Source organism: Kouleothrix sp. 19917, from assembly GCF_057073505.1.
This window is the reverse complement of sequence record NZ_CP097099.1, coordinates 7,836,735-7,862,952: the sequence shown is the minus strand read 5'-3', so window position 1 is coordinate 7,862,952 and position 26,218 is coordinate 7,836,735. Positions and strand designations below refer to the sequence as shown.

The following is a 26,218-nucleotide window of genomic DNA, read 5'->3' as shown; positions in this document are numbered from 1 at the left end:
CAGGCTAGAATATTGGTGGGTGATTATCTGCTGCTGAGCCAAAATCCTGGAAGTCAAACGATTCTGGATCAAATTCTTCTTCGTCGAAAGCAACATTCGAGGCACCGGGTGCCGATCTTTTCACGCGCGCGTCGGCGTGGCCGTAGAGCGCATACAGCAGCCCAAGCACATTGCGGCGCTGCGTGAGGTAGGCGCGGCGCAGCGCCAGCAGCAGGTTGCCTGCGCTTTCCTCGCCCGCCACAAAGCGACTCACGAATTCCATCCCAAATTGCGCCGCGAAGAACACGGGCAAGCTCGCCTCGCCGCCCAGCACCGCCCGCGCGCCGCGCTGGAGAAAGTAGGGCACAAAGCTGTCGGTCTGCGTGGGGTCGGCGCTTAGCAGACGCTGGGCGTTCATAAACACAAACGGTCGGCCAGTTAATGGCTCTATGGACAGACGCGCCCGTAACTCAGTGAGCATAATCTGCTCGTCGCCAAGGCAAATTCGCGTATCATCCGCATCAGCGTCCGAGTTCCCAAGCATAAGAGCATATATATAGATCACATCTGTCGCCATCGAGCTGTCGCTCAGCAAGCGATACAGATCGCTGACGTTGGAATAATCCTGCAAGCGCACATTGGGCAATGCGCTCAGGCTTGCGCGTTGCTGTTCGACAACTGGCTGGGCAAGCTGGCTATCGAGACCATTATCGCCAACGAATGCCAGCTCAAGCGCGGTGCCTGGCGCAATCAGCGCGCCCGACGCTATGGCCGGCAGGTTGGCCGATGTCGAGGGCAACTGGCACTCGATCGCATGCCTGAAGCCCCAGAAGTTTTCAGGATTGACTGCTTCCGACGGGGAAGGCGGGCCATCGTAGAGCAGCGCCCAGGGCAGAAACACGCGCTCGGAGATGATGGTGATGCGCAGGCGGGCGCGCTGCGAAAGCTCGCGCAGCTGGTTGCCAAGCGCGTGCGAATCCTCGCCGCTGCCCGGCCCGAAAAAGAGCTGGTGGTAGAGAAAGCTGCCCGCCTCGGCCAGCGTGCGCAGCGATTGCGCATAAACCTCGGGCTCAATGCTTGTTCGCTCATTCTGATAGACAAACTGCCCACCTACCTGCGTATTCACTACCTCGTCGAGCCTGCGGCGTGCAAGGCCAGCAAGCTCTTCAAGCTGCGCCTCGCTCGGTGCCAGCGCGGCCTGTGCAATGCCCGCGTCGCCCACAAGGCTGATGCTGTAGCCGCTGCCCTGCCGCGCAATGTGCAGCGAAATAGTTGTGAGTGGTGCTTCGTCGGACCGAATCTCGATGTCGGGCACTGGTAACTGCGCAATTTCTTCGGCGGGCACCGACGCAAGCTGCCGCTCGATCGCGTCAAGCTGGCGGCGCAGCTCGGCGGCCTCGGTTGCGCTTTGAGGTGTGGGCTCGGGCGTGCGGTGCGAACGCTGCTCCAGTTTCTGCAAGCGTCGCTGGATGTCGGCGCGCTGCTGCTCGAGCTGGGGGCGGGTGGGTGTGCCTTCGGGCGCTGCCTCTTGCTGAGTTTCGGCTGGCTCGGTTGTGCGAAGCGCGCGCGCGGCAAGCGCAGCCAGAGCCTGCACGAAGCGCGCATCTGCTTCACTATATTGGGCCTCGCTCGCGCTTTCAAGATTTATTACACCGCGCAGCTCATCGCCATCAAGGAGTGGAACGGCAAGCTCGGAGGTGGTTGTTGGCACGACACGAATATATTCCTCCGACTGCATAACATTGTCGAGCCTGATACTTTGGCGTTCCTTGGCAGCAAGCCCAGTGATGCCCTCATTCAGGCTTTGCCGGTGGGGCATTTGCGACCCCACCCCACGCTCGGCAAGGAGCACTAATTCGCGGGTATGCGCGTCGTATCCATGCACAGTGCCTGTGTCTGATGCGACCATTTCAAAGGCTTTGGCAAGCAGAAACGCTGGCACCTCGGCTGCGTTCAGCTGGCTCATTTCCTTTGAAATATTTGCGAGTAGTGTTTCCATACGCGCGTCAGCAGAACTATCTTGTTGTGCAATACGCGCTTCGTTGCCTTGATCAAAACTTAATTGCTTATCAATTCGCGCAATTGCCATCCGCGCATCTTGAATATCCATGATGATATGCGGAGGAGTATGGATGTCGTACCTTACCTGCTGCTCTTGTAGAATTTGTAAGCGCCGCTGGTGCGCCTCGCGCAACTCTTCTAACTGCGCTCGCTCCTCAGCAGTACCTGGAGCCGGGCCTTCATCCGGTGAGGAAGGAGCTTCCAGCGACGCGCCATACTCGCGCAATTGCTGCTCAGTTGCTTCGAGCTCCTGCGTAAGTTCGCTGATTTCAATTGCTATCTCTGTTGGCACCGTCCTGCCAAGCATCGCCCGCTGCTCTTCCAAAATGCTCAGGCGGCGCAGTTGAATAACACGCAGCGCTTGCAAATGCGCAATCTCTTCGGCTGGATTAACCGCAGTCGCATCGATGTTGCCAGACAGTTCTCTGATCTGCGCGTCGAGCTGCGCCAATTGCGCCCGCGCTTCCTCGATGCCGTTAAGCACATGCACAGGCGCAGCAGGCCGAAAATATGCGCGCTGCTGTTCAAGAAGGTGCAATTCTCGCTGCTTGTTATAGCGTCGCTCACGCAATTCCGCTATCTTCTCATCGTTCGCGGATGGTGCTGACATTGGCTGCGGCGGTGCTTCTGAAGCGGTGAGAGAAGCAGGCGCGGCAATTGCGGGCGGCACCGGCAGCACGAGCCCGCCCAGGCGGATCTGGCCGGTGCTGTTGACCATGCTGCGCAGCACCACGGCGGCGCGGGCCTGGTCGCCGCGCGCCCAGTCGGCCAGGGCGCGGGCGTAGGGCAGCAGCGACTCGATGTCGCTGGCGCGCTCGGGGCGGGCGATGGCTTCGATGATCGCTTCCAGGCGCAGCAGCCGGTCGCGCTCGGTGCCGCGCAGCTCGGCATAGGCACGCGCCAGCTCGGCAGCGGCGCTGGCCGGGTCGGTGGCGGCGCGGGCGGCCCAGTGCTGCGCCTCGGCAAAATCGCGCACGAATGGGTCGCTGCTGCGCAGCTGCTGGCCGACATATTCGGACACAAAGGCGGCCAGCGCGGTGATGCGCGCCGGGCCAAAGCGTGGGCTCCTTTTCAGCTCGGCCAGCAGCTCGTCGCGCACCTCGGGCTCGAACTCAAACAGCTCGTGCCCGACCTCGTCGCACAAACTCGACAGCAGCAGGTCGGCCACGGCAACCCAGGGCGCGCCAATTGGCTGGTCGCGCGCGTCGCGCGGGAAGGCTGCCCACAGCAAGTACAGCAGGTCGGGCGTGAGCGCGAGTGGGAAAGCCGCGTGGCAGGCGAAATCGAGGTGTGCCCGCCCGAAGCGGCGCGCAAACGAGCGCAGGCGCGGGTGGCGCGGGAAGCTGGTTGTGGAGGCGTGTGTCATGGATGACGACCACTGACGACTGACGAACGACGACCGAAGAATTTGTCACCGCAAAGCACGCAAAGGGCGCGAAGATTTACGATTGACGATTTGCGATTTACGATTGGACAACCGACGGATGAAGGCCGAAATAAGATGACTGACGATTGTCGGATGATGATCACTCGTTCCCGGCAGGTGATCAGCCATTTCCGGCAGGTGATCAGCCATTTCCGGCAGGTGATCAGCCATTTCCGGCAGGTGATCAGCCGTTCCCGGCAGGTGATCAGCCGTTCCCGGCAGGTGATCAGCCATTTCCGGCAGGTGATCAGCCGTTCCCGGCAGGTGATCAGCCGTTCCCGGCAGGTGATCAGCCGTTCCCGGCAGGTGATCGGTTGATGGGGCGTATGGGGCGTATGCGATACGCCCTAACAGTCACCCGCTCACCTGCTCACCTGCTCACCCGCTCACCTGCTCACCTGCTCACCTGCTCACCTGCTCACCTGCTCACCTGCTCACCTGCTCACCCGCTCACCTGCTCACCTGCTCACCTGCTCACCTGCTCACCCGCTCACCCGCTCACCCGCTCACCTGCTCACCCGCTCACCTGCTCACCCGCTCACCTGCTCACCCGCTCACCTGCTCACCCTACATCCCCCGGCTGGCGCGGCCACGCAGCACATCGATCGCGCCATCCAGGCCGGCGCGCGTGATTGCGAACATCGGCACGATCTGGGCGATCACTTCGGCGGTGGTGCCCGGCCAGCGATCGCGCGGCATGGGATTGAGCCAGGCTAGCTGGGCGAAGCGCCGCTTGAGCGTGCTGAGAAACGCGGCGGTGCGAAACGCGCGCTCGGCGCTCAGGCCGCCACGCGCCGCGCCCGCATCGCTGATGATCAGCACGCTGGTGCGCTCGGCGCTCAGGCGTTCCAGCCAAAGGTTCAGCGGCTCGGCGCGCTGCTGGCCGGGGTCGTGGTAGAGATGGCTGGCCGGGCAGTTGTGGAAATAGCCCACGCCAGCCTGTCCGAGCCGCCCGCCGCGCGTGGCCGTGTCGATCAGGTACTGGCTGAGCGCGTGGAACGGCACCATCGAGCCATTGCGATCAACCAGCAGCAGCAGCTCGGCGCGATTGACGCGGCGCGGGCGCAGAACCGGCGCGAGCAGCATGCCGTGGCGGGCGATCTGCGCAATTGTCGCGTCGAGGTCGAGCTCGGCGGGCGGGCCAGCGCGCCCGGTGCGGCGCAGGTGCCGCCAGGCTTGTTTCATCTGGCGGCGCGTGAGCGGGAAATGCTCGCCCGCGCTGGCGAACACGGCCATGCCCGCGCCGACGCCACCCAGGTGCGCCAGCACGCGCGCAGCCTGGTCGGCGGCAACGGGCGCGGGCGAAGGTGCAGCAGCGCCAGCAGGAGCGGGGGCGTCATCCTCGTCGCCAAGCACTAACGGTTTTGGCGCAGAAAGCTCGGGCGCAGGCGGCGGGGCTTCGCCAGAAGTATCGGCTGAAGTGGCGGGGGGCGGCTGGCTGAGCAGCTGGTCAAAATGATAATCAAGCAGCTGCTGCTCTTCCAGGCTGTGCGTCCAAAGGGTGTGGCACAAGCGCCGCAGCGCCGCGCGGTCGGCCAGGCCATAGCCGCCACGCAGGGCGCGCACCAGCAGCAGGTACTCGCCGGTGCCGAGCGGCAGGCCAGCGCGGCGCAGCTCGTCGAAGAGCGCCAGCAGCGGCAGCGGCGCGCTGCTCATGGCTGCTCGGGTGTTTGGGCCAGGTAGCGGCGGTGGTCGTCCCAGCTTTTCAGCAGCACCTCGGCAAAGGGCAGGTCGCCGCCCAGTCGCGCCAGCGCCTGATCTTCGGGGTAGCGCTGCAGCACGCGAAACCAGTCGATCAGCTCGCTGGTGCTGACGCGCTTGCCAGACTCGCCTTTGTCCTGCAGCATGCGCCCGCGCAGCTGCTCGAAACGCTGCACCGCCGCAGTGACCACGCCCGACGGCGCGGAAGGGAAGTGCGCGGCGACGATCTGTTCCAGGCGGGCGGTGGCGGGGAAGGCGATGTAGTGGAACAGGCAGCGCCGCAGAAAGGCGTCGGGCAGGTCTTTTTCGTCGTTGCTGGTGATGAACACAATCGGTGGCTGGCGTGCCTGCACGCGCGCGCCGGTTTCTTCGATGGTGAAACGCTGCTCGTCGAGCTCGAGCAGCAGGTCGTTGGGGAAGTCGATATCGGCCTTGTCGATCTCGTCGATCAGCAGCACGGTGCGCTGTTCGTTTTCGTAGGCGCGGCCAAGCGGGCCCATCTGCACATAGGACGAAGCGTCTTTGCTGCGCTCAAGCGCCGCTGGGTCGAGCTGATTGTTGGCAGCGAGGTGGGCATCGCGCAGGCGGCCAACCACATCGTAGGTGTACAGGCCATCGCGGGCGCGGCTGGTGGATTTGATGTGCCATTCTTCGTAGGGCAGGCCAAGCTGCCCGGCCACGGCGCGCGCCAGCCGAGTTTTGCCGCTGCCCGGCTCGCCCTTGATCAGCAGCGGGCGCTGGAGGAAGATCGCCAGGTTCACGGCATCGACCAGCGCGGGGCTGGGCAGGTAGGGCGGCGCGGCGCTGGCGGGCGCATTCGCGGCCTGCTCGCGATATGCCAGCGCCTTCAGTGCTTCAGCCATCGGCTCGCTCCCTCGTTCCAGCTGTAGTCGCACAGCGCGCAAATTTCTTCCAGCACGCTTTCAGGAACGCCGTCATCTGTGTTTTCCAGAATAGTAGATACATCGGCAAGATCGGAAAAATCGTCGGGCAGTTCCAGGATCGATGTACCGATCCAGCTGTTCAAATCATCTGCCGAAAAACGAGTAATCGGTGGCAAACGCCTGAGTAAAGCAGCAGCGTCGGCCGGGCTTTGCGCGCTGGGCAGGTTCCAGCGACTCGTTACGCCTTTTTTATCGACAAGGAACAAAAGCAGCTTATGCTTGCCTGTGTGGCGGCCCGGCGCGCATGCATGCGCGGCAATCGGCGCCCAGAAATTGGTAAGCAGCTCGCGCAAGTATTGCTCGCCTGCCCGCTCAACCGAGTGAAATATCAAGATTGTGTGCTGGGTTTCCCACCAGCGGCACAGCACCGGGGCGAGCTGTTCGGGCGTGCTGGCGGCAACTTCGGCTTTTCGCCCGATTTCCTGGCACAGGTCGGCAATGCTTTTGCCAAGCCCAAGGCGTCGCAGATCGATGGACGTTACATTGATAGAGCTTTCATATTCCTTCAGGAAGAGATTGAGCAGCCACTGCTGGCCATATTTGTCCTGCCCATCGATCAGAATAGCAGCAACGTTCTGTTTGTTTACCGTGCTCTTGAAGCGCCACCGTTGCAAGGTGTAGTTCAGTTTGCTTAACGCTCCGTACAGCTTGCCATCGCCAGACGCCTGGCGCTGCGCTTCGATTGCGAGCAGCAGCTGCATATCGGCAGAATTACCAGGCATACCGGGCATTGGGGCAGTGGGAATAGCGGAACGCTCATCGTCGGGGTGGTCATCGACTTGCACGTTCCAGTCGCGCAGGGTTTGCTTGAGGTAGGCTATGTCAGCGCGGATATCTTCGATCTGAAGCAGAAGTGGCCCGGAAGAAGCATAGCCTACCCTCATGAGATTGATGAGGTTCACGCTCAATAGACGACGTTGCTCGCGCAATCGCTCAGAAAAATTTTTCTGGTCGTCTTCAGACATAAGAGTACAATGCTATTGCGCGGCTCCTACTGAACAAACGCTGGCGCGCAGGCAATTCGCGCAGCGCGCCGCCCCACTCAGGATGCGCTCCACAGCTTTCTTGTTATCGCGCCTGAGCGTCGTGCTGCAATGGCCCTTGCACAATTTCAGCACTAGACTTCCACGAAGTACGATTTGCACGCCGCCGCCAGCAGCTCGCGCGACATGGTTGGCTGGGTGCGGGTGAAGCGCGCAATGTCGATCAGCTGGTCGATCAGGTCGCGCGGGTGGCAGGCGCGCAGCTCCATGCTGCGCTTGCCATACTCCTGCTCGAGCAGGTAGCGCAGCCCTTCGTCGCTGTATGGCACACTTTTGGCGTTGCAGATGCGGCGCAGGATCTCGCGAAACTCGGGCGGCGAAGGGTTGCCAACCTCGATCTTGTAGCGGATGCGCCGCAGGAAGGCTTCGTCGACGAGCTGCTTGGGCTCGATGTTGGTCGAGAAGATGATCAGCTGGTCGAAGGGCACCTCGATCTTCTTGCCGGTATGCAGGGTCAGGAAGTCCTGGCGCTTTTCCAGCGGCACGATCCAGCGGTTCAGCAGCTCGCGCGGGCGCACCTGCTGGCGGCCAAAGTCGTCGATCAGGAACAGGCCGCCATTGGCCTTCATCTGCAGCGGGGCCTCGTAGTATTTGCTGTACTCGTCGTACACCAGGTCGAGCGAGTCGAGGTTGAGCTCGCCGCCAGCGATCACGATTGGGCGTTTGGAAAGCACCCAGCGCTTGTCGTAGGTATGCTCAAGGCTGGCCGGCACCGGCACGCGGTCGTGGTGGATCGGGTCGAACACGCGAATGATCTGGCCGTCGATGATCACGGCGTGCGGGATCATAATTGTGTCGGACATGAGCTTGGCGACGGCCTCGGCAATGCTGGTTTTGCCATTGCCAGCGTGGCCAAACAGGAAAATCGACTTGCCGGAGTTGATCGCCGGGCCAAGCTGCTGCAAGAGCGCCTCGCCAATGACAAGGTGCGAAAACGCCTGGCGGATCGAGTCTTCGGTGATGATCAGGCCCTGTGTGCTGTGCTGCTGCATCATGGCGATGTAGGCTTCGAGCGTGACGGGCGCGGGGCCGAGGTATTGTGTGCGCTCGCCGATCTCTTTGGCGCGCTCGACGCCGCGCACCGTAGCCTGGTAGCGGTAGGCTTTTTCGCCAATGCCGCCGGTGCCCTTGATCTCGCACATCTGCTCGCGGCGCAGGTAGTTGATCGCCTGGTCGATCACATTGTCGTAGGGCAGGTGCAGCAGGTCGACGATCTGCTGGCCGGTCATTTCGCCAATCAGGTAGAGCGCGCGCACAACCAGGTCGGAGACAAAGGTCATCGAGAGGCCAGTATCGTCGATGCTGCGTGGGCGCGGCGGCAGCTGCTGCTGTTGCTGCTGCTGCGATGGCGGGGCGCTCACGGGCACGGATGTCAGGGGCTGTTGCATGCTTGCCTCCAGTAGGAACCCTTAGCGGGCGGCACGGTCGCGGCTGCGCCCGTTTCTGATGCACATAAAATTGGATAATGCGCGGGCAGTATAGCATAGTGTCCACGGCTAGGGCAATGGCTTCGCGCCGAGATTGCAGCATTGTAAAATTTGCAGCGGAGAACCGAGAACCGAGAACCACAGAACCACAGAACCACAGAACCACAGAACCGCAGGACCGCAGGACCACAGAACCGCAGAACCACAGAACCACAGAACCGCAGAACCATAGAACCGCAGGACCATAGAACCGATAACGGCTAAACTTGCAACTCGCAAACCTTTGCGCTCTTTGCGCTCTTTGCGGTTGTTTCAGTCGTCTGTCGTCCTCCGTCCGCCCCTCGGTTGCCGCTCGGTAACCGTCGGCGCAGGTTTGTTCCCCAAAACGGGCAGAAGCGCGGGCCGGGCGGGGCATAGGGCACGGCGCTGCGCATCAGGACGCGCTTCTTTTTTCATGAACACATGCGCGGCGCTGGCTGCACGGGCGCGGCGGGCGATAGGTGCCAAGAACAAGTGCTATAATAGCCGGGCCGACCCGAACTCATGCCAAGAATCCGCCTTGTTGCTGAAAGGAAATGGAGGCATGACCCCAAGCTATGCAAACCATAGACACTGATGTTTTGGTGATTGGCGGCGGCGCCACTGGCGTGGGCGTGCTGCGCGACCTGGCGCTGCGCGGCGTGCGCGCGGTGCTGGTGGAAAAGGGCGACCTGACGCACGGCACCAGCGGGCGCTACCACGGCCTGCTGCACAGCGGCGGGCGCTATGTGGTGAAAGACCCGCAATCGGCCACCGAGTGCGCGCACGAAAACGAAGTGCTGCGCCGGATCATGCCGCACTGCCTGGAAGACACGGGCGGCCTGTTTGTGGTGACGCCCGCCGACGACGAAAGCTACGCCGAGCGTTTTGTGGCGGGCTGCCACGCCACCGGCGTGCCGGTGAACGAGATCCCGGTGCGCGAGGCGCTGCGCCGCGAGCCGCTGCTCAACCCGCGCATCAGCCGCGCCTTCGAAGTGCGCGACGGCTCGGCCGACTCGTTTCTGGCCGCGCATGTCAATGCCGAAGATGCCATGCGCCACGGCGCGCAGGTGCGCACCTACCATGTGGTCAAGGCGCTGGTGCGCGAAGGCGACCGCGTGACTGGCGCGGTATGCGAGAACATGCGCACCGGCGAAGACGTGCATATTCACACCAGCTATATTATCAACGCGGCCGGCGCGTGGGCCGGCAAAATTGCCGAACTGGCCGGGCTGAAAGTGACGGTGGTGCCGGGCAAAGGCACCATGGTCGCCATGAACCATCGCGTGCTGAACACGGTGGTGAACCGCTGCAAGCCGCCCGCCGACGGCGACATCATCGTGCCCATCCGCACAGTGGCCGTGATCGGCACCACCGACGTACACGTGCCCGACCCGGATGTGTTTGGCATCGAGGCCTGGGAAGTCGAGCGCATGCTGAACGAGGGCGAGCAGCTCGTTCCCGGCATCAGCCGCGCGCGGGTGCTGCGGGCCTGGGCGGGAGTGCGACCGCTCTACAAAGACCAGGACGTGACCGACGACCGCGACATTTCGCGCACGTATAAGCTGCTCGACCATGCGGCCCGCGATGGCGTGGAAGGCATGCTGAGCATTGTGGGCGGGAAGTGGACGACCTACCGCATGATGGCGCAGGAAGCGGTGGACGCGGTGGCGAAAAAGCTGGGCGTCAGCGCCGAGTGCCGCACGCACCTGGAGCCGCTGCCGAACCTGGGCGACTGGGGGCGCGGCCAGCCGGTGCTTTCCGGCCAGGCGGTGCCGCCCGCTGCCGGTGGCGAAGGCCCGCCGCCGCACTACTTCTGGATGGGCGAACCGCTGGCGCATGTGGAATCCGCCGACAGCTATGGCGACCTGATCTGCGAGTGCGAGCTGGTCACGCGCGACCGCGTGCTGCAGGCGATCACAACCGGGCGGGCCTCGAACATCGACGACATTCGCCGCGACACGCGCCTGGGCATGGGGCCGTGCCAGGGCGGTTTCTGCACCTACCGCGCCGTGGCGCTGTGGAACGAAACCCGCCCGGCCGGCGCGCTTGTGCCGCCCAAAGAGCCAGTGCGCGAGCCGCCGCCGCCCGGCCAGCCCGAAACGCCGCCGCCCGCGAACGACCCGCCACCGAGCGCGCCGCCCGCGAACGACCCGCCGCCAAATACGCCGCCAATTGGCGACCCGCCGCCCGAATCGGGCAGCCACAGCGTTGCGCTGCTGCGCCACTTCCTGCAAGAGCGCTGGAAGGGCCTGACGGCAATTGCCTGGGGCGACCAGCTGCGGCAGGCGCGGCTCGACGAGATCATCTATCTCGATACGCTGGGCATCGACCTGCTGCCCACGCCCGCGCCCGCCGAGCAAAACGCGCCCGACATGGTCACGGCGCACCCGGCCATCGCGACGGAGTATCACGCCGCCTAGCGTGAACGGGTGAAAAGGTGAGCGAGTGAAAGGCTACGATGGCACTTCACTCGCGCCCCTTCACCCCTTCACCCTTGCAGGAACTATATGCGAGACACTGTTGTTATTGGCGCGGGGCTGGCCGGCCTGATGGGCGCGCTCGCGCTGGCCGATGCCGGTTTGCGCCCGCTGCTGCTGGCCAAGGGCCAGGGCGCCACACACTGGACTTCTGGCACCATTGACGTATGGGGCGCGGCAGATGGCAGCCTGCGCGACGCGATTGCCGGGCTGGCGGCCAGCAAGCCGCAGCACCCCTACGCCCGCGCTGGCGTGGAAGGCCTGGAAGCGGCGATCGACCGCTTCCGCGCACTGGCCGAAGCCGCGCGCTACCCGTATGTCGGCAGCTTCGAGCGCAATGTGCTGCTGCCCACCGCGCTGGGCGCGCTGCGCCCGGCCGCCTTTTTCCCCGCCACCATGGCCGCCGGCGACATGCGCCTGCCCGGCCCGGTGCTGCTGGCTGGCTTCCACGAGCTGCGCGATTTCTTCCCGCCGCTGGCGGCCAGCAACCTTGTGGCGCAGGGCGTGAGCGCGCGCGGCATCTACCTGCGCCTGCCGCCGATCACGCGCAAGCTCGATTTCAACACCCGCACCTTCGCGCAGTTGTTCGACGACCCGGCTTTCCGCGAAGATGTTGGGCGGCAGCTGCGCCAGGCCCGTGGCGACGCCACCCGCATTGGTCTGCCGGCGGTGCTGGGTCTGAAAGACCCACTCGGCGTGGTGGCACACCTGCAGCAGCTTAGCGGCGCACAAATCTTCGAAATCCCGACGCTGCCGCCCTCGATGCCCGGCCTGCGCCTGTTTACGATCTTCCGCGAGGCACTGGTGCGGGCGGGCGCGCGCGTGCAGATTGGCGCGGAGGTGCTGCGCGGCGAGGGTGCCGACGGCACGCTGAACGCAGTCTACTCGGCTGCCGCCGCGCGCGAGCAGGCGCACCGGGGGAGCCGCTGGCTGCTTGCCACGGGCGGGATTGCGGGCGGCGGCGTGCGCACCGACCATACCGGGGCGGTGTGGGAAACTGCGCTGGGCCTGCCACTGCGCGCCCCGGCCGGGCGTGGCGAGTGGTTTGCGCCGCGCTTCCTCAACGAAGACGGCCACCCGATCTATGGCGCAGGCATCGCCACCGACGCGCAGATGCGCCCGCTGGGCGATGATGGCGCGCCCGTGTATTCGAACCTGGCCGTGGCAGGCGCGGCGCTGGCCGGCAGCGACCCCATCCGCGAGCGCTGCTACAGCGGCATGGCATTGGCGACGGGCTGGCGTGCTGCGCAAACTTTGAATTCTTAACCAAGGCTTACGCACGCCACCTTTTGAGCCTTCGGCAGAGCCGTACTTACGTTTTTCTTTGTGTATGGTTTTCCCGCGCCACGCACGGAAAAACCATGCACAAAAATAAAATTACCTTGCTGCCGCAGGCAACATGCAGTTTTTTGAACGTTGATTGTGAATATCCATATATCGGTTGAGTTTTGAGTTCTTGGAAACTCAAAATTCAACATTCAACACTTAAAACTATGATACAAGACCATATCGAGCTGTCGCTCGAAAACTCGCTTGATCACTGTATCAAGTGCAATATCTGCACGGCGGCCTGCCCGGTCAGCGCGGTGACCGACCTGTTCCCCGGCCCGAAGTATGTCGGCCCGCAGGCGCAGCGCTTCCGCAAGCCCGGCCAGCCCTCGCCCGACGATTCGGTCGATTACTGCTCGGGCTGCCGCGTCTGCAACGAAGTGTGCCCCACCGGCGTGAAGATCATGGAGCTGAACACGCGCGCCAAGGCTGCGATTGTTGAAGAAAAAGGCGTGCCGCTGCGCACATGGCTGCTGGGCTACCAGTACGTGTTCGGCAAGCTGGCGTGCGGCCCGCTGGCCCCGCTGGCGAACTTCGGCGCGCGCAACCCAATTCTGCGGCTGCTGGCCGAGCGTACGGTGAAAATTGCGCGCAAGGCACCGCTGCCAACCTTCAGCACCTACAGCTTCCGCCGCTGGTTTAAGCGCCGCGCCGAGCTGCAAAAAGTGCGCGCCGGCGTGATCGAACAGGCGCCGCCCGGCCAGCGCAAGCAGGTGGTCTACTTCCACGGCTGCTCGACCAACTACTACGAGCCGCGCGTGGGTCAGGCCGCCGTCGAGGTGCTTGAGCGCAACGGCTTCGAGGTGATTCTGGCGAAGCAGGGCTGCTGCGGGCTGCCGCTGCTTTCGAACGGCGCGTTCAAGCCGGCGCGCAGCCACCACGAATATAACGTCGAGCAGCTGCTGCCCTATGCGCAGAAGGGCATCCCAATCGTCGGCACCAGCACGAGCTGCACGCTCACCATCAAGGAAGAAGCGCCTGAGCTGCTGGGCATGCACGAAACTGCGGTGCGCCTGGTGTCCGAAAACACCTACGACATTTTCGAGTTCTTGCGCCTGCTCTACGAGCGCGGCGAGCTGAACACCGATTTCAAGCCGCTCGACCGCACGCTGCCCTACCACGCGCCATGCCAGCTGCGCGCGCACAACCTGGGCCGCCCCGCGCTCGATATTCTTGAGCTGGTACCAGGGCTGGAGCTGAACGAGAGCACGGCAGCCTGCTGCGGTTTGGCCGGCAGCTATGGCTACAAGGCCGAGAAGTACGACATTGCGATGGATGTGGGCGCGGGCCTGTTCGAGTTTGTGCGCGCGAGCGGCAGCGACACCGCGGTGTGCGACTCGGAGATTTGCCGCTGGCAGATCGCGCACGGCACCGGCAAGGAGCTGCGCCACCCGATTGAGATTTTGCGCGAGGCATACGGGTGACAAGGTGAAGGGGTGAAAGGGTGATATTACTCACCCTTTCACCCCTTCACCTTGTCAATACTAGGTTATGGCTAGAGGTTCGGCGTAGCCTAGCTGGCTGGCTTGTCGCCCTGGCCCTCGCCAACCCACTGCTTCGAATCATACTCGCCCGTATCGGTGCGCGGGCCGTCGCCCTGGCCTTCGCCAACCACTTCGCCGCTAGTCCAGGTGTCGCCCGGCGTCTTGCCCGGCCCCTGGCCCTCGCCCACCCACTGATCGGCGTCATACGTGCCGGTGTCGGTGCGCGGGCCGCTGCCCTGGCCTTCGCCAACCACTTCACCGCTGGTCCACTGGCCATCGGGCGTGTTGTAGTAGCCATAGCGGCGCGGCGTGCTGGCCGCAGCGCCCATAGTGGCGGCCTGCTCCACGCGCTTGCCCGCCGAATCGTACATGGCAATGCGGGGCGGCGCGCCAACCGTCGCGGCAGCGCCAGCCTCGTGGATGTCGTCGCGCACGCTGCTCGCGCCATCTTCCGACAGCAGGCGATGCACCTCTGCCGTATCTTCGTCCTGCGCGCGCACAGCCACGAGCGTTTTGCCGCCCTTCACTTCTTCTTCGTAGCCGCGCGCATCTTCCTGCGGGATGCCACTGAAGTCGATCAGCGCCGCCGAAACGCCACCAACCACCGCGCCCGTTACGGCGCCGGTGAGCGCGGCAAACAGCGCGCCGCCGGCCACAAATGGCCCAATCCCAGGAATGAGCAGCGCGCCGAGGCCGACCAGGCCGCCCCAGACTGCGCCAACCGCCGCGCCCTCGCCCGCCGACACATCTTCACTGCTTGCGCCTGTCGCCTCGGCGTTGCGCGAAATGATCGAGATATCGTCGAGCATCAGCGGGCCGTCGCGCAGGCGTTCCATTGCGCGCCGCGCCGCCATCGGGTCATCAAAAACGCCAATCACTGTATTCATCTCACACTCCTTTGCTGTGAACCAGATATCATTCGGTCTACCGTTGCTATAGCAATCGGCGTGCCAGTTCACGCGAATTGACAAAGCGCGGCCACGAACCTAGAATGCCCGCGTTTCAGCGGTGAAGCGAAAACCGCACAGCATTCGCATCCGTACTATTTGCAATACGCACTTCAGTGAGAGGAATTAGCATGGCCGAGGAACGCGCATTTGATTTTGCTGGCCCGAAAACGCTGATCGGGCCGCAGCTGCATGTAGGCGACAAAGCCCCAAGCTTCACGCTCGCCAGCCCGCGCAACGAGCCAATCAGCAGCGAACGTTTTGCTGGCAAGCCGCTGGTGATCAGCGTCGTCCCCTCAATCGACACGCGCGTCTGCTCGCGCCAGACCCGCCGCTTCAATGAAGAGGCTGCGCGCCTGGGCGAGAGCGTGAGCATCGTGACGGTGAGCGCCGATCTGCCCTTCGCACTGGGGCGCTGGTGCGGGGCCGAAGGGATCGACAAGGTCGTGATGGGCTCGGATCACATGGACATGAGCTTTGGCGACGCCTATGGCACGCATGTCAAAGAGCTGCGCATCGACTGTCGCGCGGTGTTTGTGGTCGCGGCCGACGGCACGCTGCGCCATGTCGAGTATGTGCCGGTCGCCGGGAGCGAACCCGATTACGACGCCGCGCTGGCGGCGCTCAAAGCGCTGCTGTAATTTTTTGTTTCGGTTGAATGGGCTGGTTTCTTGCGGGAAGCCAGCATTTTCATTTTGGGGAACACAATGCCAAACCAGCCCGATTTCACGCCCGCGCTGTGGCCGCTCACCGCCGAACTGCGGCCCGACGGCCATCTCGCCATCGGCGGCTGCGATCTGCCCGCGCTCGCGCAGGAGTTCGGCACGCCGCTCTACGTGCTTGACGAAGCGACCTTCCGCGCACAGTGCCGCGCTTACCGCGCCGCGCTCGCGCGCCATTACCCCGGCGAGCATCAGGTGCACTACGCCGGCAAGGCGCTGCTGAACACGGGCGTGGCACAGCTGGCGCACAGCGAGGGGCTAGGGCTGGATGTGGTGTCGGGCGGCGAGCTATTTGTGGCACTGCGCGCAGGAGTGCCGCCCGCGCATATTCACCTGCATGGCAACGCCAAGCCGCGTGCCGAGCTTCAAGCGGCGCTGGCTGCGGGCATTGGGAAAATAATGCTCGACTCGCTCGACGAGCTTGATCTGCTCGCGAGTCTCACCGCCGGGCGTTCGACTCCGCAGGCGGTCATGCTGCGGCTCACGCCCGACATCGCCGCCGACACGCATGCGCACATCGAAACTGGCCGCGCCACCTCGAAGTTCGGCTTCCCGCTGGAAGCGCTCGACGAAGCCGCCACGCGCCTGCTGGCCGCGCCGGGTCTGCGATTGGTTGGGCTGCACACGCACATCGGCTCGCAGATCTTCGAGCGCGCGCCGTTCGAGCAGGCGCTGGGCGTGCTGCTCGATTGCGCGGCGCAATTGCACGCGCGCGGCCTCGCAATCAGCGAGATCAGCCCGGGCGGCGGCTTGGGCGTGCCCTACACTGCCGCGCAAACCGCGCCCGACCTCGACGCCTACGTGGCGGCGATCAGCGATGCGCTGGTGCGCGGCTGCGCGGCGCGTGGCCTGCCGCTGCCACGCCTGATCCTCGAACCAGGCCGCTCGATTGTTGCGCGCGCGGGCGTGGCGCTCTACACCGTCGTCGCCACCAAGGCCGCGCCGGGCCTGCCGCGCTTTCTGCACCTCGACGGCGGCATGGCCGACAATATTCGGCCCACGCTGTATGGCGCGCGCTACACTGCGCTGCTGGCCAACCGCGCCAATGAGCCATCCAGCGAGCGCGTGCATGTTGCCGGGCGCTACTGCGAGTCCGGCGACATTCTGCTGCGCGATGTTGACCTGCCCGCCGCCGGCCCAGGCGATTTGCTGGCCCTGGCCGTGGCCGGCGCATACACGCTCAGCATGGCCAGCAACTACAACCTTGTGCCGCGCCCCGCGCTGCTGCTGCTGGCGAACGGCCACGCGCGCGTGCTCCAGCGCCGCGAAACCTACGACGATCTGGTGGCGCGGGATGCGTTCCTCTAGCGCAGAGCTGACTCCTGACTCCTGACTTCTGACTTCTGACTCCTGGCTCTCCCCCAACGACAGGGGCGCGGCGGGTTCGACCCACCGCGCCCCTGTCGGCACGCAGAGATTTTACATATTGGCGCTATGGCGTCCCCACAGCGAGCTGGCGCACATCCACAACCTCGGCCTGAGGGAATGGCGCGTTGTGATGGTGCAGCACCAGCAGCCTGGCCCCGCCGCGCGCCGTCAGCACATCGCCGCGCACCAGCCCTGTAATCGCCCCACCCTGCACATCCAGGAAGATCGGGCGTGCCGCCACTGGCGTGCTAAAGATGAAGTTGCTGGTGTTGATCGGCGCAATCGCCGGGTTCTGAATGTCGTAGTACAGCACGCCACTGCGCCCACCGCACACCGCCGCTGGCGCGCTCGATGCGTCGGGCACGCGGTCGACGACCTGCCTGAAGCCATTCAGCGCGCGCGCCCGCGTCTCGACATGGTAGCAGAAGCGCGTTGGCGTTACCTTCGGGCTATTTGGGTCGGCCGGGTTGCTCGGCAGCGCCAGATCCGACGCCTTGACGCGCTGGAACATCACCGAGCTGTTGAACGGCGCCAGGTCGATGCTCGACTGGATGGGCGGCGTGTAGGTGCCCCAGAAAATGAACTGATTGGTTGGAATGGGCGTGCCGCTGGCCGAGAGCGGGTACAGCACGTTAATGAAAACGTCGTTCGGCGTCCCGCCCGCTAGCTCGCCCTGGTTCGCATTCACCAGCAAGAAGTCGTCGCGCCCATCGCGGTTCGCATCGATCCAGACCTGGTACTCAACCTCGTTCGGCGTTGCCCAGGGCGCGTAGCTTGCCATTCCGAAATACACATAAGTAAACTGATCGAGGTTGCGCGTCACCGAGTAGCTGCTTGTGACGCCAACAAAGCGAACATCGGCGGGGCGCAGTGTTGCGCCAATTGTACTGAGCGCCGGGCTGCCCGCAGTTAGTTCATAGGCGCTGGCCAGCGGCGTATTGGGCGTTGCCGGCCGGTTCGGCACATTCACCAGCCCGGTGTTGCGCGCGCCCGTGTTAGTAATCGGCAGGGCAAAGCTGCGCGCGCCGGGCGGGATGTTCAGCACTGGATTAACACGCGACAATGCCGCAGTGGTTGGCAGCACAGTATACGGTACCGTTGCCAGTATTGCGCTGCCAATGCGAATCGTGCTTCGGCCAATAAAGGTACGCTGCTCAAGATCGCTCAGGTCGCCATCGTCGTCGTCGTGGCGGCCGGTACCTACCAGCAGCGCCTGGCCCGCTATCACATCAAAGGTTTTGCGAGTCAGAGCCTTCTCGGTGGCTGTGTTTGCGCCGGTTTGGAAGAAGGCCACCTCGTGCCTGCCCGGCGAGATCGCAAAGTACGGCGAGGCGGCACCGACGTTCAGGGCAGCCACCTGCAATACCCCGTCGAGGTACACATCCACCGGGCCGATCTTCCAATTCGGCTCTTCGATATTGGCATTGGCGTAGTGTATCAGTGCCTGAGCGGCGGGTGGGGCCGACGTAATCGTATCGTCGATTGGCAGAATGGCAAGCGCGCCCGGCCGCCCAACCATGGCCAGAGTATAGTCGTGCCCATCCTGCAAATTCACCGTGGCGCTGAACAGCGGGGCCGAGTTTGGCGCCGCGCCTTCGCGGCGGATGCGCACAACATGCAGGCCAGCGGTGGTAGTGATATATTCCTGCACCTCGCGCGAGTCGAGCGAATGATCCAGCAATGTATCGTCGAGGTAGAAATCAACGCTTGGGAAGTGCGCGGCGTGGGCTGGGCGCACGCGCGTGCCAGTTACGCCACGGTCGCCAATCACCTGAATATAGCCGCCATGCTCGGCGAGGTAGAAGCGCGGGCGACCGTTCTGGCTCGCGGCGGTTGATGGATCGGGCGAGAAATCAAGCTGGCTTGGGTCGATCGTCAGGCCAACGGTTGTCTGCACCGCGCTATAGGCGGGCAGGTGAATTGGCCCGGCTGGAAGCTGCACCGTCACGCCCGTCTCGGTTGCCACAGCCGTCGCCGCCAGTGTTACGTCCTGATCCGTCGCGCCAGCATTCAGCAGCACCAGCGTGCGAGTTGGCTGAATCGTGTTCGCCACCCACGGCGCGCCATATGAAAGCCCGCCAGCCGTGCCGGGCGCATACGCCATCACGCTGATGGTGCTGAGCGTGCTCATATTCAGCCGGCCGCCGCCCACCAGGGATGGCGGCGCATCAAACGGCGTGGCGCTGTTCATCAGCGCGGCTTTGATCGCTGTCGGAGGCCAGTTAGCGTGCTGCTGAATCAGCGCCGCCGCCGCGCCACCAACCTGCGCTGCCGCATCGGCAGTGCCCGACATCGCCATGGCATTGCTGCCAGTGCCCACCGCCGCCGAAGGAATGTTTATGCTTGCGGCGACAATATCCGGCTTGAGCACACCATTGCCGCGCACCAGGCCCCGCGCGCTGTTCGCGCTCACCTGCGCGCTGTTGTTGGTTGCGCCAACAGCAATAGCCAGGCGCGCACTGGCCGGTGAATTCACGGAGTAAAAGGTATTTTGTGTATCGCCAGCCGCCACAACCACTACCATGCCGCTGCGCACTGCATTGTCAATTGCGAGCGCGTCGGGGTCGTCGGGGCTGCCAAACGGCGTGCCAAGCGAGATCACCAGCACTTCGAGATGATCGGCGGTGTTACCATCGCCATTCGGGTCGAGCGCGTGATCAATCGCTGCGGTGAGCAGGGTAGTCGCGCCGGTGCAGCCAAACACCTTCAGCGCATAGATCGTCGCCTCGGGCGCGACGCCGGGGCTAATGCGCATGGTGCTTGTGTCGGGCGCGGGGGTATAGGGGCCGCGATACGTCGCGCCGCTATTCATCACACCAAAGCCCGCCATCAGGCCCGCCACATGCGTGCCCTGCCCGATGTAGGGGGGCGCGGCCATGCCAGCCGGCACCGTGCGGCACTCCAGCGGGTCGGGGTCGGGCACGGGCATGGCGCGAGCGCCGGTGGCATTTGCGTCATAGGCATCGCCGGCAAAATCGTAGCCGCCAATCACCTTTGCGGTTGGGAAGCTGCCCGGCTCGATGATCGCGGGGTTATTGGCCGCATACGCGGCCGGGGTGCCAGGCCCGCCAAAATCGGCGTGCGTGTAATCGATGCCGCGGTCGATCAGGCCGATCCGCACGCCAGCGCCGGTTGCGCCAGCAATAGCCGCGGCAGCCGCTTCGCCCGGTGTCGTGCCGTTTGCGTTCAGTGTGGCCGGGTACTTCGGGGGGATAACCCGCACACTTGCAACACCCGCTGCACTGGCAATCTGCCCAAGCTTGCTGGCCGGCATGGTAACTACCAGACCATTCGACGCCGCGTGGGTGCGAAACAACACACGCGCCTGCATGGAAGCAAGCTGCTGAGTCAGGGTACTTTGCGTGCCAGCTGGCGGGTTCGGGGCAAGCTGAACCATCGCCGTTACCAGGCCATTTGAAGGAGACACGCTGGTGGGCACGCCTAAACCGCCCGGTTCGGTGTAGACATCGGGCGGAAGCGCCGGCTGGGCAAAAGAAGCAACCGGCAGGAGCGCCATCGCAATGAGTGCGGCGCTCAGGTATGTGAGCAGGGACGTAATTCTTCGTTGACGCATGATTTTTCCTCTGCCCCTACGCCGTGGTAAGGGTGTGCTGCGGGAAACAGACCTAGAGAAGCATCAGTTTTGCTTTGGCCCTTCCAGACTACAATCTTTCGTACGCTCTAGCTCAGTACAACTCAAAAGCAATTATCAGCACAGCTACGCCAGGCAAGCAAAAGCTGGCATCGATTTCAATATTCTATTTCGGTGCGGGCATGGGCTTTAAGTAGCATGTATCATACCATACGCGCGCAAGTAGTACGATGAATTTTTATTTATCTCGATGGCGCGAAAGCCATTGCAGTGATGACCAAAAAAATGCATCGGTAACAAAATATTTATCCTGTGCCACCTCAATTTCAGATTGGCATCATTAATGCCCTTAACCGCCTCTGCTACACTACGCATGTCCTTCGCTGAAATGGAGGTCGACATGCGGATGTTTGCCCCTGTCTGGCGGCATACCTCGATCTTTTTTGTCAGCCAGCTTCTGATCCTGCTGTGCGCCGGGCTGTGCTTCCTGCAGTGGAATTTCACCCAACCGGCCACAGAGCCCACGCCACTGCCGGCGCTTGCACGCGCTTTTTACGCATCGCTCCAGCCCTTCGCCAGCGCCGCGCTGCTGCTGCTGCTTGGCAGCACTGCCTTGTTCGCGGCATACCAGCTGTTAGGCGCGCGCCCAGCAGGCGATAACGACGGCCTCTCGTAGTGTCTGCTTTTCACCCTGCGCCCCGGTAGCATGGTGTTGCCGGGGCGCTGCTGTGCCCGCAGCCGCGCCGCGTTTTGTTGGCTAAGCGGCGGCGTTTTGCGCAAATTCTGCCGCGATCTATGCGATACCATAGGCCCTGGAACGTTTATTTCATGGCAGGTGGAACCACACAGCTATTGGCAAACGTCTTAGCAGCAGCACCGCTTCACACAAGCCGGGGCGCAGCGCATAGCCACAACGCAGGGGAAGTGCATGAACAACGAGCTCGTCAACGGGCAAACGCTCGGCCCATTCGAAATTATTTCCGAGCTGGGGCGCGGCGGCATGGCGGTTGTCTACAAAGCCCGCCAGACCGACCTCCAGCGCATGGTGGCGCTGAAAATACTGCCGCCCGAGCTTTCGCGCGACCAGAGCTACCTCCACCGCTTTCTGCACGAAGCCCGCAGCGCCGCCGCGCTCGAACACCCGCATATCGTGCCGATCTACGCGATTGGCGAGGCGCAGGGCTTTCACTATATTGCCATGAAGTTCATTGCCGGCCGCACGCTCAAGGAGGTCGCGCAGGACGATGGCGCGCTGAGCCTGGCGCAAACGGCGACGCTGCTCGAGCAGGTGGCCGGCGCGCTCGACTACGCCCACAGCAATGGTGTCATTCACCGCGATATCAAGCCCTCGAACATGATGGTCGAGCCAAATGGCTGGGTTTACCTGACCGACTTTGGGCTTGCGCGCGGCGGCGACGCCTCGCAGGGCCTGACCCTGGCAGGCACTGTGATGGGTACGCCCGAATATATGTCGCCCGAGCAGGCGCAGGGGCTTGCCACAATCGGGCCGGCCACCGACATCTACGCGCTGGGCGTGGTGGTGTACGAGCTGCTCACCGGCAAGGTGCCTTTTTCCGCCGACACACCCATGGGCATGCTGGTGGCGCGCCTGCAATACGCGCCGCGCCCGCCACGCGACTATCGCGGCGACCTGCCGCTGGCCGTGGAAGATGTGATCATGCGCGCGCTGGCGCGCCGGCCCGAGGCGCGCTTCCCTTCGGCCACCGCTCTGGTCGATGCGCTGAAGCAGGCTTCTGGCCTGGGCACGCGCGCGCTCACTCCGCAGCAGCGGCCAGCAAGCCCGCCAATGGGCACGCCCGCCGCAAGCCCGCCCGTTGGCGTGCCCAGCGCGCCAACCCTGCCAGCCAGCAACAGCCAGCCGGTTGCGCCAAGTGCCACCCCGCCACCCATGGTGGCAGCCCGCCCGGCCACGCCACTGGCGCAGCCCGCCGCTGGCTTTGGCGGCCTGCCAACCGCGCCAGCAACGCCACTACCCACATCGCCCGCAACGCCCGTGCCCACCGCGCCCGCCACGCCCGAGCGCCGTTCGCGGCGCGGGCTGTGGTTCGCGCTTGGCGCGCTGGCGCTGATTATTGTGCTGGCGCTGGCCTTTGATCTGGTGGCATTGCGCGGGCCCGACCCGGCGATTGCCAAGGGCTTGCAGGATGGGCAGGCCGCGCTGGCGCAGCCGAATGGCCTGGATGCCGCCGCCGCCGCATACGGGCGCGTGCTCGCCGCCGACCCAAAGAACATTCAGGCGCACAATCAGCTTGCGCTGATCGCCATTTTGCGCGACCGCAGCAAGCAGGCCGAAACGGAGGCCCGCGCCGCGCTCGCGCTCGACAGCAATTCCGCGCTGGCGCACGCCCTGCTGGCCGAGGCGCTCAGCAGCCAGAACAAATACCCGGCCGGGCTGGACGAAGCCAACAAAGCAGTTGAGCTGAACGACAAGCTGGCCTTTGCCTATAGCGCGCGCGCCGAGGTGCAGGCCAACATCGGGCTCGAAAACTCCGACACTGCCTTGCTCGACACTGCCGAGCAGGACGCGGAGAAAAGCCTGAGCCTGGCCGCCAGCGACGACCCGCTGAGCAAGGCCATGGCCCAGAGCGCGATTGGCTTTGTAGCCTACCAGCGCTATGCGCTCACCGGCGAAAGCGACACGCTCGAAACGGCGATTGACGCGATGGAACAGGCGATCGGGCTGCAAGGCCAGATGGCCGTGTTCCACAGCAACCTGGGCTATTTCTACGACGCGCAGGGCGAGCACGACAAGGCGCAACAAGCCTTTGAAGACGCGCTCGCCGCCGACGACGCCTACGGCCACACGCACGCTGGCCTGGGCTGGAACCTGTACTACAGCGACGATTATGCCGGCGCGCTGGGCGAGTTCGACAAGGCGATTGCCGCCAACCCCGACGACCTGGATGCCTACTTCGGCAAGAGTGCGGCGCTCCAGCACCAGCCCACCCCCGAATATGCCGCCGCCGCCGCCGTGCTGGCGCAGGCCGCCAGCATCGCGCCCGACGTGCCAAGCGTGCCCACCAAGCAGGGCTGGCTGCTGCGCGCGCAGGGCAACAGCCTTTCGTATGGCAGCGACGAGCAGAAAGCCGCATATGCGCAGGCCGAGCAGAATTTCCGCAAGGCCACGCAGCTCAACGAGAAATATGCCGAGGCGTTTACCGGGCTGGGCTGGATCCTGCAAGACCAGGCCAACCTGAGCGGCGACGCGAAACAATACCAGGAATCGGTCGATGTGCTCAAGCAGTCGCTGGCGCTGCAAGAAACCCAGTCGTCGGCACACAACGCGCTGGGCTGGAGCTACCGCGGCCTGGAGCAGTACGACGATGCCGAGCAGGCATTCCGCCGCGCCACCGAGCTGGATGAGCACTACGCCGACGCCTTCTATGGGCTGGGCCGCACGCTGGAAGACCTGGGCAGGAAAGATGAAGCCCGCGAAGCCTACAAAAGCGCGCTCGACAATGGCAATGTCGACGCGCAGGGCGCGCTCGACGCGCTGAAATAAGCCGCTAAACGCGACGCACAAGGCCGGCCACAATGGCCGGCCTTGTGCGTTGGGAGCGCAAAAGAATGGTACAATCGCCGCATTCGTTTTGCTGGAAAGGACCGCCGTGCCACGCCGCAGCACACCCCTCCCCGCCACGCCGGTATACGATCCCCGCGTGCAGGAAATCGCGCTGCCCAGCGCGGCACTGGGCCTCACCCGGCGCGTGTATGTTTACGTGCCGCCCGATCTGGCTGCTGGCGAGCGAGTGCCGGCGGTGTTTTTTCTGCGCGGGCACGAGCGCGAATGGCTGAACACCAAAGAAGATCAGTCGCGCGGCGGCACAAACATCATTGATGTCTACCTGCGCCTGCGCGCCGCCGGCCAGATCGGCCCGCTGGTGCTGGTGTTTCCCGGCCTGGCCAGCGACGACAACACCGTGCCGAGCGTGCTGCTGAACATGGCCGCGCCCGAACTGGCGAATGGCGCGCCCGGCATTGGCAGCGGGCGCTTTGCCGATTTCTTCTTTGAGGAACTGCTGCCCTTCATCGACGCGGAGTTCCCGACACAGGGCGGGCGGGCGCGTGGCCTGCTGGGCTTTTCGCTTGGCGGGGCTATGGCGATTTCCGCCGCAGCGCGCCGCCCCGAGCTATTTGCGGCGGCTGGCGCCTACGACGGCACCTTTCTCTACGCCGTTGATCGCGGGCGGCGCGTGCGTGCCACCGACAGCGTGATCCGCAACCCCATGTTCGACGCGGCTTTTGGCGTGCCGCGCAACACCCGCCTGATTGCGCATGGCAGCCCGGCGAACCTCATTCTGCGCGGCGACGCAAGTGCGCTGGCCGGCGTGACCTGGCTGATTGGCTATGGCCCCGAGTGCAACGAGCCCTGGCAGGCCAACTACTATCGCGGCGAGCATCTGGTGGCGTGCCTGGCCGCGCGCGGCATCGCCAATGCCCTGCCACACACGCAATTCGCCGATGGCGACCACACCTGGCGCACCGCCGACGCCTTTGCCGCGCTGGCCCTCCCGCTGATCAGTCGCGCCTTGCGGGTAGCAACGGAACAAAAAATTACCACAGAGACACAGAGACACGGAGATTCGAATTAAAATCTCCGTGTCTCTGTGTCTCTGCGGTGAAAATTTTACTCGCCGAACGGCAGCTCAAGCACCGTGCCGCGCGCGTCGCTGCCCGCAATCCCGACGACCGTGCCCGGCTCGGCGTGCGCGCTGCGCACATACGCCAGCGCAATCGGCCCGAAGCGCGGCGAAACCACCACGCTGGTCAGGTCGCCCGCTTCCTTGCCGCCCACATCGAGCTTGGCGGGCGCGGCGGCCGGCGCGCTCAGGCGCAGCCCCATGAGGCGTTTTGCCAGGCGGCCGCGGCTGTCCATGCGCGCAATAATTTCCTGCCCAACATAGCAGCCCTTGGTGAAGCTCACGGCGTCTTGCAGCCCGGTTTCGAGCGGAATATACTCGGTGCTCAGCTCGTTGCCGGTCGCCGGCAAACCTGCCTCGACGCGCAGCACATCCAGCGTCGCCGGGTCGAGCATGGCCGCGCCAGCCGCTTCTAGCGCGGCGCGCACGTCGTCCACCTGCGCGGTCGGGATGTACAACGTGAAGCTCGGCCCACCAATCGGCTGGCGCGCGGCCACGATCACGGGTGCGCCGGCAAGGGTGAGCGTGCGCTGGTGAAAGGGCGGCAGCGCGCTCAGATCCGTGCCGCCGAGCTGTTCTAACAGCGCAACCGCCTGCGGGCCATACAGCGCAAGCTGGCCGTAGGCGCGCCCGGCCGCCTCCAGCGTCACCTGATCCTGAAAGAAAATATTCTTCTTCAGATGCGCCCACACCGCGCCGCCCTGCCCGGGGCCAGTTGCCACCAGCAGCACATCATCGAGCGCATGAATCGTCAGCAGGTCGATGATCCGACCGATCGGCGTGGTCAGCGCGGTGCGCGCGCCTTGCCCGGGCCGCAGCCGCTGAATGTCGTTGGTGGAAAGGCGGTGCAGCAGAGCGGCGCGGTCGCGCCCGCGCATCAGAATGCGCCCGGCGCTATGTTCTTCGGCCAGCGCGGCGCCGTGGAGCGCGGCGTCGTAGGCCGTGCTGGTGGAAAGTATCTGGGTCATGCTTGTTCTTCCTGCAGGTGCGGCCCTGCGCCGCGCCCGGCATGATACCACGCCGCCGTTGGCGGCGC

17 protein-coding genes are annotated in these 26,218 nt (G+C 64.3%); 9 read left to right on the top strand and 8 right to left on the bottom strand.

The window, feature by feature from the left end; all coding sequences use genetic code 11:
- Nucleotides 1–4: 4 nt before the first annotated feature.
- Nucleotides 5–3,406 (bottom strand): GAF domain-containing protein, encoded by a 3,402-nt coding sequence (locus M1P90_RS31540; RefSeq protein ID WP_483699735.1) that lies wholly within the window; start codon nt 3,404–3,406, stop codon nt 5–7.
- A gap of 153 nt (nt 3,407–3,559) precedes the next feature.
- Here M1P90_RS31540 and M1P90_RS31535 point away from each other — a divergent pair, with 153 nt between their 5' ends.
- Nucleotides 3,560–3,784 carry a hypothetical protein gene (locus tag M1P90_RS31535; RefSeq protein ID WP_483699734.1) on the top strand — a complete coding sequence of 75 codons (225 nt, stop codon included), beginning with the start codon at nt 3,560–3,562 and terminating at the stop codon, nt 3,782–3,784.
- Between the two features lie 249 nt (nt 3,785–4,033).
- Here M1P90_RS31535 and M1P90_RS31530 read toward each other — a convergent pair whose 3' ends face one another.
- From M1P90_RS31530 to M1P90_RS31515, 4 genes are all read right to left on the bottom strand, one after another.
- Complete coding sequence (locus M1P90_RS31530) at nt 4,034–5,122, bottom strand: hypothetical protein (RefSeq protein ID WP_483699733.1); 1,089 nt, start codon at nt 5,120–5,122, stop codon at nt 4,034–4,036.
- A complete protein-coding gene (locus tag M1P90_RS31525; protein ID WP_483699732.1) occupies nt 5,119–6,030 on the bottom strand; it encodes an AAA family ATPase in 912 nt (303 codons plus the stop codon). The genes M1P90_RS31530 and M1P90_RS31525 overlap by 4 nt, the downstream gene beginning before the upstream one ends.
- The gene (locus M1P90_RS31520) at nt 6,015–7,076 is read right to left on the bottom strand and encodes a hypothetical protein (protein WP_483699731.1); all 1,062 of its coding nucleotides are present in this window, start codon (nt 7,074–7,076) and stop codon (nt 6,015–6,017) included. Before M1P90_RS31520 ends, M1P90_RS31525 begins: the two co-directional genes overlap by 16 nt.
- A gap of 152 nt (nt 7,077–7,228) precedes the next feature.
- Complete coding sequence (locus M1P90_RS31515) at nt 7,229–8,542, bottom strand: ATP-binding protein (protein ID WP_483699730.1); 1,314 nt, start codon at nt 8,540–8,542, stop codon at nt 7,229–7,231.
- 635 nt (nt 8,543–9,177) lie between these two features.
- Here M1P90_RS31515 and glpA point away from each other — a divergent pair.
- The 3 genes from glpA to M1P90_RS31500 all read left to right on the top strand — a co-directional run bounded on the left by glpA (nt 9,178) and on the right by M1P90_RS31500 (nt 13,832).
- Nucleotides 9,178–11,022 (top strand): anaerobic glycerol-3-phosphate dehydrogenase subunit GlpA, encoded by a 1,845-nt coding sequence (gene glpA, locus M1P90_RS31510; protein WP_483699729.1) that lies wholly within the window; start codon nt 9,178–9,180, stop codon nt 11,020–11,022.
- Nucleotides 11,023–11,109: 87 nt separating this feature from the next.
- On the top strand, nt 11,110–12,345 hold the full coding sequence (gene glpB / locus M1P90_RS31505; protein ID WP_483699728.1) for a glycerol-3-phosphate dehydrogenase subunit GlpB: 1,236 nt from the start codon (nt 11,110–11,112) through the stop codon (nt 12,343–12,345).
- Between the two features lie 227 nt (nt 12,346–12,572).
- Nucleotides 12,573–13,832 (top strand): anaerobic glycerol-3-phosphate dehydrogenase subunit C, encoded by a 1,260-nt coding sequence (locus tag M1P90_RS31500; protein ID WP_483699727.1) that lies wholly within the window; start codon nt 12,573–12,575, stop codon nt 13,830–13,832.
- A gap of 89 nt (nt 13,833–13,921) precedes the next feature.
- Here the strand turns inward: M1P90_RS31500 and M1P90_RS31495 are convergent, their stop codons facing one another.
- On the bottom strand, nt 13,922–14,779 hold the full coding sequence (locus tag M1P90_RS31495; RefSeq protein ID WP_483699726.1) for a hypothetical protein: 858 nt from the start codon (nt 14,777–14,779) through the stop codon (nt 13,922–13,924).
- Nucleotides 14,780–14,970: 191 nt separating this feature from the next.
- Between M1P90_RS31495 and tpx the strand changes: the two genes are divergently transcribed.
- Together tpx and lysA are read left to right on the top strand one after the other, a co-directional pair.
- On the top strand, nt 14,971–15,480 hold the full coding sequence (tpx, locus tag M1P90_RS31490) for a thiol peroxidase (RefSeq protein WP_483699725.1): 510 nt from the start codon (nt 14,971–14,973) through the stop codon (nt 15,478–15,480).
- Between the two features lie 66 nt (nt 15,481–15,546).
- Nucleotides 15,547–16,869, top strand: a complete 1,323-nt coding sequence (gene lysA, locus M1P90_RS31485; protein WP_483699724.1) for a diaminopimelate decarboxylase — start codon at nt 15,547–15,549, stop codon at nt 16,867–16,869.
- A 124-nt stretch (nt 16,870–16,993) separates the two neighbouring features.
- On the opposite strand, the gene M1P90_RS31480 is transcribed toward lysA, so the two are convergent.
- Nucleotides 16,994–20,503, bottom strand: a complete 3,510-nt coding sequence (locus tag M1P90_RS31480; protein WP_483699723.1) for a S8 family serine peptidase — start codon at nt 20,501–20,503, stop codon at nt 16,994–16,996.
- A 418-nt stretch (nt 20,504–20,921) separates the two neighbouring features.
- Here M1P90_RS31480 and M1P90_RS31475 point away from each other — a divergent pair, with 418 nt between their 5' ends.
- From M1P90_RS31475 to M1P90_RS31465, 3 genes are all read left to right on the top strand, one after another.
- Entirely contained in the window at nt 20,922–21,197 is a 276-nt protein-coding gene (locus tag M1P90_RS31475; RefSeq protein WP_483699722.1) for a hypothetical protein, read from the top strand.
- A gap of 252 nt (nt 21,198–21,449) precedes the next feature.
- Nucleotides 21,450–24,044, top strand: coding sequence for a protein kinase domain-containing protein (locus M1P90_RS31470; RefSeq protein ID WP_483699721.1), 2,595 nt, complete (start codon nt 21,450–21,452; stop codon nt 24,042–24,044).
- Between the two features lie 106 nt (nt 24,045–24,150).
- Nucleotides 24,151–25,134, top strand: coding sequence for an alpha/beta hydrolase (locus tag M1P90_RS31465; protein ID WP_483699720.1), 984 nt, complete (start codon nt 24,151–24,153; stop codon nt 25,132–25,134).
- A 35-nt stretch (nt 25,135–25,169) separates the two neighbouring features.
- Here M1P90_RS31465 and ygfZ read toward each other — a convergent pair whose 3' ends face one another.
- Nucleotides 25,170–26,150 carry a CAF17-like 4Fe-4S cluster assembly/insertion protein YgfZ gene (ygfZ, locus tag M1P90_RS31460; RefSeq protein ID WP_483699719.1) on the bottom strand — a complete coding sequence of 327 codons (981 nt, stop codon included), beginning with the start codon at nt 26,148–26,150 and terminating at the stop codon, nt 25,170–25,172.
- Nucleotides 26,151–26,218 lie beyond the last annotated feature (68 nt).

What these genes read in the sequence shown, in the direction of transcription:
- glpA (WP_483699729.1), top strand. Translation starts at nt 9,178, where the DNA reads ATGCAAACCATAGACACTGATGTTTTGGTGATTGGCGGCGGCGCCACT.
- M1P90_RS31495 (WP_483699726.1), bottom strand. Translation starts at nt 14,779, where the DNA reads ATGAATACAGTGATTGGCGTTTTTGATGACCCGATGGCGGCGCGGCGC.
- M1P90_RS31530 (WP_483699733.1), bottom strand. Translation starts at nt 5,122, where the DNA reads ATGAGCAGCGCGCCGCTGCCGCTGCTGGCGCTCTTCGACGAGCTGCGC.
- glpB (WP_483699728.1), top strand. Translation starts at nt 11,110, where the DNA reads ATGCGAGACACTGTTGTTATTGGCGCGGGGCTGGCCGGCCTGATGGGC.
- M1P90_RS31500 (WP_483699727.1), top strand. Translation starts at nt 12,573, where the DNA reads ATGATACAAGACCATATCGAGCTGTCGCTCGAAAACTCGCTTGATCAC.
- M1P90_RS31515 (WP_483699730.1), bottom strand. Translation starts at nt 8,542, where the DNA reads ATGCAACAGCCCCTGACATCCGTGCCCGTGAGCGCCCCGCCATCGCAG.
- tpx (WP_483699725.1), top strand. Translation starts at nt 14,971, where the DNA reads ATGGCCGAGGAACGCGCATTTGATTTTGCTGGCCCGAAAACGCTGATC.
- M1P90_RS31470 (WP_483699721.1), top strand. Translation starts at nt 21,450, where the DNA reads ATGAACAACGAGCTCGTCAACGGGCAAACGCTCGGCCCATTCGAAATT.
- M1P90_RS31480 (WP_483699723.1), bottom strand. Translation starts at nt 20,503, where the DNA reads ATGCGTCAACGAAGAATTACGTCCCTGCTCACATACCTGAGCGCCGCA.
- M1P90_RS31540 (WP_483699735.1), bottom strand. Translation starts at nt 3,406, where the DNA reads ATGACACACGCCTCCACAACCAGCTTCCCGCGCCACCCGCGCCTGCGC.
- M1P90_RS31475 (WP_483699722.1), top strand. Translation starts at nt 20,922, where the DNA reads ATGCGGATGTTTGCCCCTGTCTGGCGGCATACCTCGATCTTTTTTGTC.
- M1P90_RS31535 (WP_483699734.1), top strand. Translation starts at nt 3,560, where the DNA reads ATGATGATCACTCGTTCCCGGCAGGTGATCAGCCATTTCCGGCAGGTG.
- lysA (WP_483699724.1), top strand. Translation starts at nt 15,547, where the DNA reads ATGCCAAACCAGCCCGATTTCACGCCCGCGCTGTGGCCGCTCACCGCC.
- M1P90_RS31520 (WP_483699731.1), bottom strand. Translation starts at nt 7,076, where the DNA reads ATGTCTGAAGACGACCAGAAAAATTTTTCTGAGCGATTGCGCGAGCAA.
- ygfZ (WP_483699719.1), bottom strand. Translation starts at nt 26,150, where the DNA reads ATGACCCAGATACTTTCCACCAGCACGGCCTACGACGCCGCGCTCCAC.
- M1P90_RS31525 (WP_483699732.1), bottom strand. Translation starts at nt 6,030, where the DNA reads ATGGCTGAAGCACTGAAGGCGCTGGCATATCGCGAGCAGGCCGCGAAT.